The 14,628-nt window shown below is 61.7% G+C and carries 12 protein-coding genes; 5 read left to right on the top strand and 7 right to left on the bottom strand.

Going from position 1 to position 14,628, the window contains the following annotated elements:
* Positions 1-108 precede the first annotated feature (108 nt).
* Genes G6N20_RS03045 through G6N20_RS03035 form a run of 3 tightly spaced genes read left to right on the top strand, consistent with a single transcriptional unit; the run spans position 109 to position 2,712 of the window.
* Positions 109-378, top strand: coding sequence for a hypothetical protein (locus tag G6N20_RS03045; RefSeq protein ID WP_083049615.1), 270 nt, complete (start codon positions 109-111; stop codon positions 376-378).
* Positions 379-387: 9 nt separating this feature from the next.
* Entirely contained in the window at positions 388-1,278 is an 891-nt protein-coding gene (locus G6N20_RS03040; RefSeq protein ID WP_083049618.1) for an enoyl-CoA hydratase/isomerase family protein, read from the top strand.
* A 27-nt stretch (positions 1,279-1,305) separates the two neighbouring features.
* The gene (locus tag G6N20_RS03035; RefSeq protein WP_083049620.1) at positions 1,306-2,712 is read left to right on the top strand and encodes an amidase; all 1,407 of its coding nucleotides are present in this window, start codon (positions 1,306-1,308) and stop codon (positions 2,710-2,712) included.
* Between the two features lie 246 nt (positions 2,713-2,958).
* Here the strand turns inward: G6N20_RS03035 and G6N20_RS03030 are convergent, their stop codons facing one another.
* From G6N20_RS03030 to idsB, 7 genes are all read right to left on the bottom strand, one after another.
* On the bottom strand, positions 2,959-3,780 hold the full coding sequence (locus tag G6N20_RS03030; RefSeq protein ID WP_083049623.1) for a hypothetical protein: 822 nt from the start codon (positions 3,778-3,780) through the stop codon (positions 2,959-2,961).
* Positions 3,781-4,533: 753 nt separating this feature from the next.
* Positions 4,534-5,112, bottom strand: coding sequence for a hypothetical protein (locus G6N20_RS03025; protein WP_142272082.1), 579 nt, complete (start codon positions 5,110-5,112; stop codon positions 4,534-4,536).
* 76 nt (positions 5,113-5,188) lie between these two features.
* The gene (locus G6N20_RS03020; RefSeq protein ID WP_158084769.1) at positions 5,189-6,745 is read right to left on the bottom strand and encodes a glycosyltransferase family 87 protein; all 1,557 of its coding nucleotides are present in this window, start codon (positions 6,743-6,745) and stop codon (positions 5,189-5,191) included.
* Positions 6,742-8,271, bottom strand: a complete 1,530-nt coding sequence (locus G6N20_RS03015) for a prenyltransferase/squalene oxidase repeat-containing protein (protein ID WP_142272083.1) — start codon at positions 8,269-8,271, stop codon at positions 6,742-6,744. The genes G6N20_RS03020 and G6N20_RS03015 overlap by 4 nt, the downstream gene beginning before the upstream one ends.
* A gap of 321 nt (positions 8,272-8,592) precedes the next feature.
* A complete protein-coding gene (locus G6N20_RS03010) occupies positions 8,593-10,350 on the bottom strand; it encodes a 1-deoxy-D-xylulose-5-phosphate synthase (RefSeq protein ID WP_372516326.1) in 1,758 nt (585 codons plus the stop codon).
* Between the two features lie 29 nt (positions 10,351-10,379).
* Positions 10,380-11,369, bottom strand: coding sequence for a 4-hydroxy-3-methylbut-2-enyl diphosphate reductase (ispH, locus tag G6N20_RS03005; protein WP_083049638.1), 990 nt, complete (start codon positions 11,367-11,369; stop codon positions 10,380-10,382).
* The gene (idsB, locus tag G6N20_RS03000) at positions 11,369-12,421 is read right to left on the bottom strand and encodes a geranylgeranyl diphosphate synthase IdsB (RefSeq protein ID WP_083049641.1); all 1,053 of its coding nucleotides are present in this window, start codon (positions 12,419-12,421) and stop codon (positions 11,369-11,371) included. The genes ispH and idsB overlap by 1 nt, the downstream gene beginning before the upstream one ends.
* A 972-nt stretch (positions 12,422-13,393) precedes the next feature.
* Between idsB and G6N20_RS02995 the strand changes: the two genes are divergently transcribed.
* Complete coding sequence (locus tag G6N20_RS02995) at positions 13,394-13,717, top strand: DMT family transporter (protein ID WP_083049663.1); 324 nt, start codon at positions 13,394-13,396, stop codon at positions 13,715-13,717.
* Entirely contained in the window at positions 13,714-14,274 is a 561-nt protein-coding gene (locus tag G6N20_RS02990; RefSeq protein WP_083049645.1) for a TetR/AcrR family transcriptional regulator, read from the top strand. Before G6N20_RS02995 ends, G6N20_RS02990 begins: the two co-directional genes overlap by 4 nt.
* The last annotated feature ends 354 nt before the right edge of the window (positions 14,275-14,628 follow it).

The raw sequence follows: 14,628 nt of genomic DNA, 5'->3' as shown, positions 1-14,628 counted from the left end.
TGGCTGGTTTGCGACGAAGACAAGGCATGCTGGGCAACCGCTCACACTTCCATTGGGGAGTAAACTCGACAGCCCATGATTCCAAACGGCAGGCAGAGAGGGCGACCAGTGAGCCTTCGCAAATTTGCTTTGGGGCTTTCCGCCGGTCTGATCGGGATCACGGCTCTCGTGGGCGGCACCGGCGTCGCTCACGCAGACCCGGAGAATGATGCGACGCCTGAGATCATCGAGGACTTGATCGCCGTCATCCCGCCATTGACGCAGGATGCGCGGGTGCTCACCCCCGGCGATGAAAACAATCTCGGATTGCGCGACTGGACTGGTAGCGGAATGTACTGTCAGAACAGAAATGCCAACTGCAAGAAGATGGGGTTCTGAAGGCGCGCAATGACGAGGGTGGACGATGCCACCCGTCCGTGCGGCGGGGACATTGAAGCTGAGCTATACCGCTTGATGCGCGAGCAACCCCCTGCCGGAGCGGTCATCGATCGCGTTGCGCTGCAACGCCATAGCAATATCGCGTTGATCACGTTGAGTCATCCGGTGGCGCAGAACGCACTCAACCTGGCGAGCTGGCGTCGGCTGAAGCGGCTACTGGACGATCTCGCCGGCGAATCGGGGCTGCGGGCGGTGGTGTTTCGCGGCGCCGGTGACAACGCGTTCGGCGCGGGTGCCGACATCAAGGAGTTTCCGCACACCCGCATGAGCGCCGCGGCCGCCACCGAGTACAACGAGAGCCTGGCTGGCTGTCTGAGGGCGGTGACCGCGATGCCGATTCCGGTCATCGCGGCGGTCCGGGGGCTTGCCGTCGGCGGTGGCTGTGAGCTGGCCGCCGCTTGCGATGTGTGCATCGCCACCGAGGATGCGCGCTTTGGCATCCCCCTCGGCAAGCTGGGCGTCACAGTGGGCTTCACCGAGGCCGACACCGTTGCGCGCCTCATCGGCCCGGCGGCGCTGAAGTATCTGCTGTTCAGTGGCGAACTGATCGGCGTCGACGACGCTGCCCGCTGGGGATTGGTGCAAAAGGTCGTCGCACCAGGGGATTTGGCGGCCGCGACAGCCAAACTGGTCGGCCAGATCTGTCGGCAATCGGCGGTGACCATGCGCGCGGCGAAGGTCGTCGCCAACATGCACGGCCGCGCGCTGACCGGCGCCGACACCGACGCGCTGATCCGGTTCGGTGTCCAAGCCTACGAGGGGGCGGATCTACGCGAAGGGGTGGCGGCCTTCAGCCAGGGACGCCCGCCCAAATTCGCCAACCTCGATGAGCGTCCCTAGCGCTGCCGCAGCGATGGTTGCTCAACAATGCCAGCCCAACTCGACGAGCACGAGATCTCGAAGCTGGAGCTGACCGAGGTCGCCGACCTGATCCGCACCCGGCAACTGACGTCGGAAGAGCTGACCGAGTCGACCTTGCGGCGGATTGACCGGCTCGACCCGCGGCTGAAGAGTTTCGCCTTCGTCATGGCGGACACCGCGCTAGCGGCCGCACGCGCCGCCGACGCCGACATCGGGCGCGGCTGCTACAAGGGCGTCGTACACGGTGTACCGATCGGTGTGAAAGATCTGTGCTACACGGTCGACGCCCCGACCGCGGCCGGCACCACCATCTTTCGTGCGTTTCGCCCGTCGTACGACGCGACGGTGGTCGCGAGGTTGCGCGCGGCCGGCGCGGTGATCATCGGCAAGCTGGCCATGACGGAGGCGGCGTATCTCGGCTATCACCCCAGTCTGCCGGCACCGGTCAATCCGTGGGACCCGGCAACCTGGGCGGGCGTATCCTCAAGCGGGTGCGGCGTGGCCACCGCGGCGGGATTGTGCTTCGGCTCCATCGGGTCGGACACCGGTGGGTCGATCCGCTTTCCGGCAAGCATGTGCGGCGTGACCGGGATCAAGCCGACGTGGGGGCGGGTGAGCCGGCACGGCGTCGTCGAGCTCGCGGCCAGCTATGACCACATCGGGCCGATCGCCCGAAGCGCGCGCGACGCGGGGGTTTTGCTCGGCGTCATAGCGGGCTCCGATATCCACGATCCCACGTCGTCGGCGCGGGAGGTTCCGGACTATGCCGCTGACCTCGCCGTGACGCAGGCTCCCCGGGTCGGGGTGGACTGGTCGCAGACGACGTCGTTCGACGAGGACACCACGGCGATGCTGGCCGATGTCGTCAAGACGCTCGAAGGCGTCGGCTGGCCCGTCGTCGAGGTCAAGTTGCCCGCACTGGCTGCAATGGCGGCAGCGTTCGGAAGGATGCGCGCGGTCGAAACGGCGATCGCACATGCCGACACCTATCCGGCGCGCGCCGACGAGTACGGTCCGATCTTGCGCGCAATGATCGACGCCGGACACACGCTGAGCGCGGTGGAATATCAGACGCTGGTCAAGCGACGCCTCGAATTCACCGGGTCGCTGCGTCGCGCGTTCCACGACGTGGACATCCTGCTGCTGCCCAGCTCCGGGATCGCTTCGCCCAGGCTGGAAGCCATGCGCGGGCTGGGACAAGACCCAGAACTGACCACCAGATTGGCGACGCCGACGGCGCCGTTCAACGTCAGCGGCAATCCGGCGATCTGCCTGCCGGCGGGGATGACGGTCCGCGGGACGCCGCTCGGGATCCAGTTCATCGGCCGCGAGTTCGACGAACGACTACTCGTCCAGGCCGGCCACGCATTCCAGCAGGTCACCGGGTTTCATCGCCGACGCCCGCCGGTATGAAAACCCCAGGGCCGCACCAACTTTGCAAACCTCGCAGAACCCCATCACAGGTCATAGGTAGACGTGGAGCAGGCCGCATTGATGACGAGCGCGACTTACCGTGGTGCGCATGGGAACTGGTGGATTTCCCGGTCGGCACGGGGCACGGCCATACAGGACCGAATATGGGGGCGCCGAGGCACATCCGCTTGGAGTGCTACCAGGCTGAGCCGAGTTACTTCCAGCGGCCGCTCGTTGGACGGCGCATCAGCTTGCTACCCAACCACGCCGAGTATTCTTGCCGAGCCCCAAGATAGCGCAGTTTTCCCAGCTTCGGGGGTCTAGAATTTCTTGTATCTCGTCATCATTTCGACGTTCAAAAAGATGATCATAAAGGATTTTCCGCAGCCCTTCGTCGGTAAGGCAAAATGTGGGTGCCTGCAGAAAATAGAGATTGGCTTTATTGATATCGAGCATGGGAATATCCCAGATCGCTGGCTGGCCAGATCCGATTATTAGGTCCACCGCCCCCATGTCGGCGCCGTAGTACAAGCGCAGGAGCTGCTGGCCGTCATCGACTCCCTGTGACAGGCGCGCAATTCTATCCATTCCCTCGTCAGCAAATAGACCGATGAACAACCGGTGCGTGGAAAATCCCTGCGTCTCCTCCATGACCTCAGAAAGCCGCGCTGCCGTTGCGACGTAGCCTCTTTCCTGCATCGCCCCACGCCAGTTACCATAGAAATAGACGCGTATTTGATTCTTCACAAACCAGGAGAAGTAATCTTCGTCCGCCAACGACTCCAGGTATTTCATTGTGGTATCAAAATAATCCTGCCCCCTCGACAACAGATCATAACCGATGAAAGGTTGGATTAAGGTATTGATTCCGTAGCTATAGCAGAGCTGACTAACCTCGCGGTGAGCCGCTCCCGCAATTGACCAGTAAAGTCGCCAGTCCTGCCTTTGGCTTTGAAACCATCGGCGCGTCGCATTGAGATAGAGAACCACGGTGACGACACGTTCGCCCGAAATTCTGCAAATTTCATCTTTGCCGAGATCCAGCCAGTCCTCCAACGAATAATTCATGCCTCCCTCTTTCTGGCCTATCGGCACGCCGCAATGGCGTGAACTTGACCTCGCTCGATGGACGTAGCGGCCAGGCGGCTCGTGCCGTCGGAATGGGTTTGTCTTCGACAATCGACCGCGGTCATAGTAGCGGCCATTCGAGTTCGTGTGGGCAAGACGCCCGTTGACCTTGGCCGGTCAGTCGTGCGGCCGAGAGCCCGGGGAACAGCTCTGATGGCTCGCGAACGCCGGGTCGGTTGGCACACCCCCGGGCGACCATCGTCGACCTGGGCCTGAGCGTCGGTCTTCCAGTGGTACTCGCCGCAATCGTGCCGTCTCCCTCTGAGAGGGGTACGCAGGAAACCAATCCCGCGAAGGTTCACCGACGTCGGCTCCCCACTCGCCTCACCACGACAGTCAGGATGGTTGGCCGCCTGTGCACCAGGCAATCCGGAACAAGCCGCACCGGATCTGCGAGGCCACCGAAGACCGACTCCAAGTCCTCGCCGGCACCGGGCCGTCCGCACGGCGCGGCACCACACCATCGCCATGTCGCGCCCCGTACCAACGCCCACAACACGAGCGCGGCAATCAGCACTGTGGCCACAGCTGGATTGCGTAATTCGAAGCCGCTTACAACAAAGCTTCCGGGTGACTGAATGGACGGCGAATCCCCCTGTCCGGTCCGCTCCACAGTAATATGTTCCGATTCTAGATGCGCCCTTTGCCGACATGGCCTCGTGCCCTAGAACTTCGCCATTGCGGACAGCCACATCATTGTGGCGCCAAGTCGGCAATCGAGTTCATCCAACTTTCCGAGATGATGGCGGTGAGGAGGTAGATTAGGCTTAAAGTCGGCGCATCGAACGTGACGTGAGAGGGGTGATAAGGCAATATTGTGGGTATCCAGCGTTTGGACTGCATCATCGGCATGACGAACGCAGCGCCACAACCCAACACCGTCACCAGGTAGCTTTCGGTCGCACCGATGCACAACATCGACAGGAGGATAGCCAGAATGTATCCGGCGGAAGCCGAGCTGGCTACCCCATAGGCCAGCATGCTCGCAAAAATCACGACCACAACGGCGACAACGAGCATCCAGGCTCCCACCAGCGGCCGCCCGCGCAGCTCCATCCCTACGCAGGCCAGCAGGAAAAGACCGATACCCATGGCGACGAGAATCGTCTTGCCGCTTTCGAGACTTTTTGTCAGGATCCAATAACCAATCAGCAATATCATGGAGACCCCGATTGCCAGGCAGGATGTGATCACAGTCGTGGCAAGAGCATGATCAGGAGCTGAATAGGATGGCGGCAGAATATCTCTTATGAACTCATCGAGAAACATCACCTGACCTCGTTGTACTCGTTGTCGCACTACTACCTACGCTCCTCAACGCATAAACACGGTGCAGAGACGTTAGCAATCATCTGGTCCACGATCTTTCACCCAAGCCAGTAAGAGTATTCGAGGTTCCGGTATTCCGGGGCGTAGACATTTGCGGCGACGATGTGGTCGGGCGCCGCGAGACCTCGCCCCCTGGCGAGCGGGCCGACACGACCAGCCCCAGCGACTTGCCGGCTGCGGCCGTACCGTCGTCAGCGGCGTCGCCGAGATTGTCGGCGTACGTGTGGCTCTGAGGCGGATCCTCTCGGCAGGGTGGCAGCGCCCACAGGCGCCGAAGCAATAGAACATAAAAGCTTACGATTACGATCATCGTGAGTGGGATGTATAGTGCAGGATCGCTACGGACATAGTTGGGGGGCGTTATTATGTCCGCCCCGAATACACCAAAAGAAATTAGCCGCCAGATATCGAGCAAGGCAGTGATTCCAAAACTACCGCATATCCAGATCCTGATCGTTTTCGACAGCGGTATTGCCAGGAGGTAGGCGAAGATGACGATGCCCAGGAAAATTTCCCACACCACATCCAACCAGATGAAAGTCAACAGATACAAAGCGAAGAAGACATCCAGCGCGGGCAAAAGATTTCCCCGCGAAATATGCGGGCCCAACCGTCGACGTCTAAAAATTTCCACTCCGGGCAGCGGCACAAGCAATAGCACTTTTATTACCGTGGAAAGCAGCATTGCGGCCGGAGTTGCGCCGGCTAAAAATACCGTGACTTGCTTAATGGAGTGATTATAGCCCAGGAATCCCTGATCCCGAGTTCGCCACAGGGAATTCTGATACAACAGCTTTTCCAGGAGCTCAACATATTGACTGTATTGTTCCCAGCCGTATACGGGTCCGACAAACAGCATCGTGACACCCGATATGGCGGCATAACCTGCGATGGTTAGAACTGCAAGTTTCAAAAAGAACCGCCAATGTCCAAGCAGCAGCGGGACCAAAACGACAAAACCCCAGTGGGGTTTGATCTGAAGTAGCACCACTAGCCACAAAGCCGCCCATCCTAGCCGTGCGCCCAGGATGGCTTCGATGGCAAACGTCGCGAGCAGAGATGTCAGCACATATACATTCAATAAATCCAGATCGCTCCAGAACTGTTCAAATACCAGCCAGAGCGGCAGGAGCCGGGCCAGCATCTCCACTCCCCTGGAAAATCCAAGACAGCAGAAAATCTTTGTCCATCTGCTATATAGCAGCATATACGTCAGGAGGTGCGCTAAGGCGCCGATGATCGGCACGAGGGTGGGGGGCAGCCACAGAACGGGAGCACACACCAAGGCAAAAAATGGTGGGTATTGATATTCGTAAAGCCGAGGGATTTCCGGATATAAGTCTTCGCGACCTAGCAGGCGGCGGGAGGCGTCCAGGTACAATGACAGATCTTGCCACACCAATTCGCCTTCCGGTAGCGGCAGCGTTCCGGTGTGTAGCATGACGAAAATTGTCAAGCGCAACACCGCATAGGCGATAGCTCCCGTGAGCAGGATCCGGTATATACGGGAACGTGTCCACATTTGACGGATACTTGCCGCGTTGAACGATTCACATAGATTCTGACTTTGCTTCACTGTCGGCTAATCCACCGGCTAGATTCGAGGTCGTCTTTAGCTGCCGCCCCGCTGATCGATATCGCGGCCAGAACGGCTGCTTCAACAACCAAAGACGGTGTATACAGTGACCTGCCAATCCAGAGCTCGGGGAAATTCCGCGATTCGGCGTGTTGCCGCAGGTAGTCGAACGCACGCCGGTAGCTGTCGGCAGGGGGCTCGCCAAAGAAAGGCTCGAGAGCGTTGAGCGCTAGAACAGCGTATGCCGTTTCCTCTGCCAAACCCCCTGCCATTCCCCATGATCCATCCGCATGCTGAGTGTTCAGCAACCATTTCCACGTCTCGCCGAGGCGACCCGGGGTGACACCGACTAGCCCACAAACGACCGTAAACGTGGCGTAGTACGGCGACAAATGCCACTTGTCGATCCACCAGGCGCCCTCGTGGCGGGTGTCTTCCAGGAACGCGACTATTTTGGCGATCTGATGAGCATAGCGATTCGGTTCTCGCGCAAATGCCTCGAGCACACGTCCGTTGGCGGTCACAGCTGCGCGTCGCTCACCTTGCATGAATCCAAGAAAGTGCTGGTCGGTTTCGAACGACAACAGCTGCTTGGTCAGCGAGGCCACGTCGTAGCCGTATGCGTGGAGGGCATTCGCCACCATCGAGGTGCAGTCGGAGTCTGCCAGCTCGACGTGCTCGGTCCAGGTGAGCCCGCCGCGTGCAGGCGCCACCGTGCGCGCCAATCGGAACAACCGGTCGCCGGCCGCAGTGGCTACGCGTGGTTTGATGCCGGCCCTACTGAGTAGGTAAAGCGCCCACGCGGGTTCGAAGATATCGATAATTAGTTCTGGCATTCCGCCGTCGCCGCTGAATTCATGCGCCCGCTGCAAAAACCGCAAGGCCGCATCGTTTCCGGTTGCGGCCCACACCGCACCCGTCCCGGCAGTGCTGGTGAAAAATCCACCCCGGGCGCTCATGAACTTCGCGGCCTCTCCGGCACTGACGTACGGCTCCAATACCTCTAAGTGGTAGAGGTGCGAGGTGGGCCGTTCCAGCAGCGAGGTGCCAGCGAAACACAAGAGCCTTTCCGCCCGCAGTTCTTGGAGGCCGTCCAAACACCGGGCTGGCAAAAGACCCGCAGCTTGAGCGTGTCCCAACAAGCAGGGTGCGACTACATCGAATCCCAGCGTCTGACCGTAGCTATGTCGCCAAGCGTCGGTGTGTCTCAGAAGGTAGTCGCAGCCGGCCTGGGTGGCAATCTTCGCCCACGACTCGTCTATGTCCTTCGTTGCCAGCACTGCCGCCAATGTCGATACCAGGCGGTCGTGCGGGCTCTCGACAATTCCACCCCAGGATCCATCGTCGTGCTGATGACAACGCAACCAGTCGCGCGCTTCTGGGAATAACGGTCCGGTGTCCATGGCCCACCGCGCCGCCCACGCTGTCGAGTACGCCGATGATGCCACTCTCCCGTCGCCGAGCTTACCGATGAGACGCTCGACGGCGCCCATTAGCGAGAAGGCTTGGCCGGCAGCTTTTCCCATTCTCGAACCTCCACATAAGACTCTCTGACAACGGGCGCCAGCGGACCATCTAGCAGCTGGTGCCTGTGGGACCCGCCAGCACAGCTAGCGCTTTGCAATCGTCGTGGCCCTTCGATTGCCGGTGCGACATGATCGATCTCCACATTCGAGTTGGAACCAGCGGCGGGTGCCGTCGAAGGGTAGGACGCAGACTTGTGGCCCGTGGTGTTGGACGGTTTGGGCGACGGTGTTCAGGGGGAGGTTGAGGAATTCTCTTTCGGTTGGTGTGTGCACGCTGGTTCTCCGTGGCCGGTGGGCGGATCGGGGTTGAGGTGGGTGTGGTCAGAGCTTGTTGAGCAGTGCCTTGCATCGTGTGCTGATTGCGGGGCCGGTGAGTTGGTGGCTGGAAAGGATCTGGTCGCGGCTGGCGTGGGGGATGTAGGCCAGTGGCAGTCCCAGTGTGTAGGTGCGTGTTTGCGGGTGTATGCGCCCGATGTGATGGCTGAGGTGCACGCCGATGCCGGCGTCGGCGATCGCTTCTTCGACACACACGGTGATCCGGTGGCGGCTAGCGAGCTCGGTGAGTGCCGGGTTGAGCGGCCAGACCCATTGTGGGTCAACGACTGTGACCCCGATCCGTTGGTCGCTGAGGAATCCGGCGGCGTCCATGCAAGGCCGACTCATGGCGCCCACTGCGACCAAGAGCACCTCGGGTCGCCGATCGGGTTGTGGTGTGTGCAAGATCTCGAGGCCGCCGATTGTGTGTTCTGCGGTGATCGGTTGACCTGCGGCGCCTTTGGGGAAACGCACGGCGGTGGGGCCAGCGGTTGCGATCGCGGTGCGTAGTTGTTGTCGCAGTCGCGGCGCGTCGCGTGGACAGGCGATCTGCAACCCGGGCACGCAGGCCAGGAGGGCAAGATCCCACAATCCGTGATGGCTGGGTCCGTCGGGCCCGGTGACTCCAGCCCGGTCCAGCACCAGCGTCACGGGTAGGCGGTGCAGCCCGATGTCAAGTAGCAGTTGGTCGAAGGCGCGGTGCAAAAACGTGGAGTACACCGCGACAACGGGATGGGTTCCCGCAGCGGCGAGCCCGGCCGCGCAGGCCAGTAGGTGTTGTTCGGCGATGCCCGAGTCGAACACCCGGTGCGGGTATCGTCTGGACAGCGCGCCTAGACCGGTGGGCAGGCGCATCGCCGCGGTCAGCCCGACGACGTCGGATCGGTCCTCAGCGATGCGCACGATTTCGTCCTCGAACACATCGGTCCAACTCTGGCGACTGGGTGCGGTCGGGCGCCCGGTGGCGATGTCGACCACCCCGCAGGCGTGCATCCGGTCGCTTTCGTCGGCTTCGGCCGGAGGGTAACCCCGGCCCTTACTGGTCACCGCGTGTACCACAACGGGCCTTGCTGCCCCCGCCGCGTGTCGTAGCGCCGCGCACGTGTCGGCGATGTTGTGCCCATCGACCGGACCGACATAGGTAAATCCCATGTTCTCAAAGAGGTTCGGGCCGCGGGCTGTGCCAAGGCGAAGTTCGTGCAGGTGCGTGGCAATGGCCCCGGCGGTCGGGTCATAGGAGCGGCTGTTGTCATTGAGCACGACGATGACCGGCCGGGTCGCGGCACCGACGTTGTTCAGACCTTCCCATGCCACACCCCCGGTTAGGGCACCGTCGCCGATCACCGCAATGACACGTCGGTCGTGGTGGCCCCGCAGGGCCAAGGCTTTGGCGATGCCGTCCACCCACGCCAAGCTGACCGATGCATGGGAATTCTCGACCCAGTCATGCGGTGACTCGTTGCGATTGGGATACCCCGATAGGCCATCGGCCTGGCGCAACGTCGCGAAGTCGTTCCAGCGGCCGGTGAGCAGCTTATGCGGATAGGTCTGATGCCCGGTGTCGAACACCACGATGTCATGCGGCGAGGTGAACACCCGATGTACAGCAATGGTCAGCTCCACCATGCCAAGTGCCGCACCGAGATGGCCGCCGGTAGCTGTCACCGTTTCTATGAGTCGCCGACGCATCCGCTCGGCCAGCACCGGCAGCTGGCCTTCGGGGAGTGCCTGCACATCGCATGGACCACCGATGGCGCTAATCAAGTCTACGTGTCCGTCGCGAACCGCGGTTGTCATTGCGCGCGAACCCGTTTGGGCAGGGCGAATCGCACCGTCTCGGTCGCAATCGAGCGTTCCACCACAGTGATCGAGGCGTATGCGCGAAGAGCATCGATGACCTGTCCTACCAGTCGTGGCGGCGCGGATGCTCCCGCAGTGACACCGATGGTCGAGACCGAGAGCAGCCATTCGGGCTCAATGTCAGCAGGACCATCGATCAAGTACGCGGGCGTACCGCGTCGCTGCGCGAGCTCGACCAGACGCCGCGAATTCGACGAATTACGCGAGCCGATCACCAGAATGACGTCACACTCACCAACGATCGATTGCAGCGCACGCTGTCTGTTGGTGGTGGCATAGCAGATGTCTTCTGAGGGTGGTTGGCCCAACGCGGGAAACCTCGCGCGCAGCGCGTCGATGACATCGGCGGTTTCATCAAGCGCCAGGGTTGTCTGGGTCAGATACGACACCTGGGTACCCTCGGGCAGATCCAACGCCGCCACATCGGCGGGTGTTTGGACCAAGAGTGTTGACCCCGGAGCGACCCCAAGGGTGCCTTCGGTCTCCTCATGTCCGGCGTGCCCGATCAAGACCACCGTGTCACCGCGCGCGGCAAACCGTGCGGCTTCAGCGTGGACCTTCGCAACAAGTGGGCAGGTCGCGTCGATGACCTGCAGCCCCCGCTCATCAGCGCCCGCACGCACCGCCGGGGAAACCCCATGCGCGGAGAACACCACCACCGCGCCCGGCGGCGCCGGATCGGGAATCTCATCGAGATCCTCGACGAAAATCGCGCCTCGTTGCCGCAATTCGGCGACCACAACGGCGTTATGCACGATCTGCTTGCGCACATACACCGGACCTTCGGCCACATCAAGCACCCGCTTGACCGTTTCGATAGCACGCTCAACACCCGCACAAAACGAACGCGGCGAAGCCAACAGCACCCTGACTTCACCAGAAGTGCATCCCTGCGCGATCGGTCCGACCAACGCCCCGACCATCAACGTTCCCGGCGGCAAATCAATTGCGACAACGCGATCAGATCCGGGGATCTCAGCGCATCAGGCAGTGCCGCAATAGCGGCCCGCATGCGTTCATCAGCGCATCGCTGAGCGACACGCCGGCCCCCCGCGACCTCGACAAGCGCGGCGGCCCGTTCGACATCGCAAGCTGTCATCGCGACAGTCGCTTGATAGAGGGCCGCCAACTCAGCGGCCGCGTCGGATCGCGAGTTCAGTGCGGCAACTACCGGCAAGGTCGCCTTGCGCCGCGCAATATCGTTGCCCACAGGCTTTCCCGTCACACCAGGATCACCCCAGATACCGATCAGATCATCCACACACTGAAACGCAAGACCCAACTCACGGCCAAACCCTTCCAACGCAGCAATCGTCTCGCCGTCGGCGTTGGCGGCCAAAGCTCCTAACGCGCAACAACAACCTGTCAGAGCAGCCGTCTTGCCCGCAGCCATCCGCAAATAATCATCGACCGTAACGTCCAAACGCCCCTGCAAAGAACAATCCGCAAACTGGCCGCCACACAACTCCAAACAGGACTTCTGCAACCGCGCGATCGCCCTGATCGCCACACACTCATCGCTCAACTCACTCAAAATCCCAACCGCCGCAGCGTGCAACGCATCGCCCAACAGGATCGCGCCATCGACACCCCACACACTCCACACCGTCGGCCGGCCCCTGCGAGTCGCATCCCCATCCATCACATCGTCATGCACCAACGTGAAGTTATGCACCAACTCCACGGCCGCGGCCACCAACACGGCATCACCGACATCACCGCCGCACGCCCCGGCCGCGGCAAACACAAGAGCGGCACGCAAAAACTTGCCCGACGATCCCCCCCCTTTGGAGCCATCGGCGTTCCACCAGCCAAGGTGATAACCCGCCATCGTCGCCATCGGCTCATCCATAGACTCAACAGCCCGACGCAACACCGGACCACAATCAAAACGAGCGCGCTCCAACAACGCCTGCCCAAGCCCAGCAGGCACAACTTCCGGATACACCGCACCCAGTGTCAATACGCCTCCCATTCTTAAACCAAAGCAACCGCGAGCCGCTATCCTCAGCGAACGAGCAATCAGCGATATTGCTTCACTCCTGCGATGCCCATGAATATTTCAAATGTCAACGCAGGATGACCTGTGCCCGCTGACGGACACGACCGTGTGGGGTTGTTAGCGATGATCCGAGAATTCGAGTTTGCCCAGACGCCTTAAAGCCATCGACTGCGAAAAGACACCCATATTTGTCTGGCCTTTCTCAGACTATCTTGCGGACATGACAACTCACACATCGGCGGGGCGTCGAACTCACGCCACAGAGCAGAATACTCAGATTTCAGCAACATCGGATATGCATAATTGGAACCACAGCATTCTCATAAACGGTGTCCAGCCGATTTACATCCGATATACGCTGGCGTATGCCTAGGCATGACATGCGATCAACGTAAATGTCCTTTGGGCGCGCCGCTTCTCGGTCAGATGCGAGCGGGATCAGCGAATAGAGGCCCTCACGAATCCGGCACCGTTGACATCGGAACTACGCCGCGGGAGCTAGCTGCAATCGTCGACTGTCATGAAGACCTCTGGCAACCCCGGTGGTGGCGGGTCTCCGATGCGCGTGAAGTGAAACGCATGAAGGCGCATCTGCTGTTCAGGTGTTGCCCGGCAGTCAAAATGAGTATGAGAGCGTCACTTTCGGTGAGCACGAACAACCGTGGTGGGTGTGCGTGCTGACGCGACGGTGTTCACGTTGACGGGATCAGGCCGATCGCCGGTGTTCATCGTGACTGGCGAAGCTGGCCACAGGTGCCGCGGGTCCGGCGGTGAGCCGCCGGCGTTGGCAGACGCGTTGAACTGCCTCGAGCCGGACCAGCTGCTGCGCGCCGGTCGAGCAACTGCGTCGGTGCTTTCGCCGCGGCATCCATCACCTTGACTATCGGGAACCTGGGTAGTGTAGTGTACATTTGTACATTTACATTCGTACGCATGGAGCGCACCTTGACTTACCTATTTCTTCTCTGCGCGATCGCCGCGGAGGTGGTGGCGACCAGCCTGCTCAAGAGCACGCAGGGCTTTGCTCGGCCATGGCCTACCGCCATCTGCCTGGCCGGTTACGCCGTCTCCTTCGCACTCTTGGCGCTGTCGATCTCGCGCGGCGTGCCGACGGACGTCGCCTACGCGCTGTGGTCGGCGATCGGCACCGCCGCCATCGTGGTCATTGCCGTGGCGTTCCTCGGCTCACCGCTGACCATGACCAAGGTCGCCGGCGTCGGGCTGATCGTCGTCGGCGTGCTCACGTTGAACCTGGCCGGTGCCCATTGACCCCGATGTCCGACCGCCGTCCGCGTGACCCCGCCGGCCGCCGGCAGGCGATCGTCGAAGCGGCCGGGCGGGTGATCGCCCGCGAAGGCCTCGGCAAGCTGACTCACCGCCGGGTGGCCGCGGAGGCGAATGTTCCCGTCGGGTCGACGACCTACTATTTCAACGACCTCGGCGCGCTGCGCGAAGCCGCACTCGCGCAGGCGGCAACCGCTTCGGCCGGCTACTTGGAGCGGTGGCGTCTCGATCTTGACGAGGCCGCCGACCTGCCGGCAACCCTCGCTCGGCTCAGCGCCGACTACCTCGGCGACCCCGGCCGAAACCGCACGCTCAACGAGTTGTACCTCGCGGCGACCCATCGACCGGAGTTGCAGCCGCTGGCCCGACTGTGGCCGGACGGTCTGGCGGCGCTGCTGGCACCGCGCGTCGGCCGGCGAGCCGCCGAGGCGGTCACGGTGTTTCTCGACGGCGCCATGCTGCACGCGCTGATCACCGGTACCCCGCTGGGTGCCGATGCGCTTGCCGACGCGATCGGCAGGCTGGTTGGCTCGCGGAGCTGACCGAGAGTACCCGTTCTCGACTGGACCACTTCAGGCGCGACGGCACGTGGGCGTCCCAGCCGGGCCGCTGGGAGAAGCTGGAACCCGCATGTGAGCCCGGGAGGCACACCGGAATACCACGACCGGCCAGCAAGCGAGCGATTGGCAGTGAACCGACCCTGACGTGGCCGCCGCGGTCGACAGGTTCCGCGCGATCCGGTCCCAGGTCGTTACGGACCTTGACGAACTGGTGAGGCAAGCCCCGAATGGGACATCGACGACGGCCGCGCCGACATCGACCTCACTGACTACGGGTGCGGAAACACGACCTCGATGCGTGGGCCCTCAGTCGACCAGAAGAACTGCGTACGGTCG

It is taken from the genome of Mycobacterium shinjukuense, assembly GCF_010730055.1.
In the GTDB taxonomy this organism is placed as follows: Bacteria; Actinomycetota; Actinomycetes; order Mycobacteriales; family Mycobacteriaceae; genus Mycobacterium; species Mycobacterium shinjukuense.
This window is presented reverse-complemented; position numbering and strand designations above follow the sequence as displayed.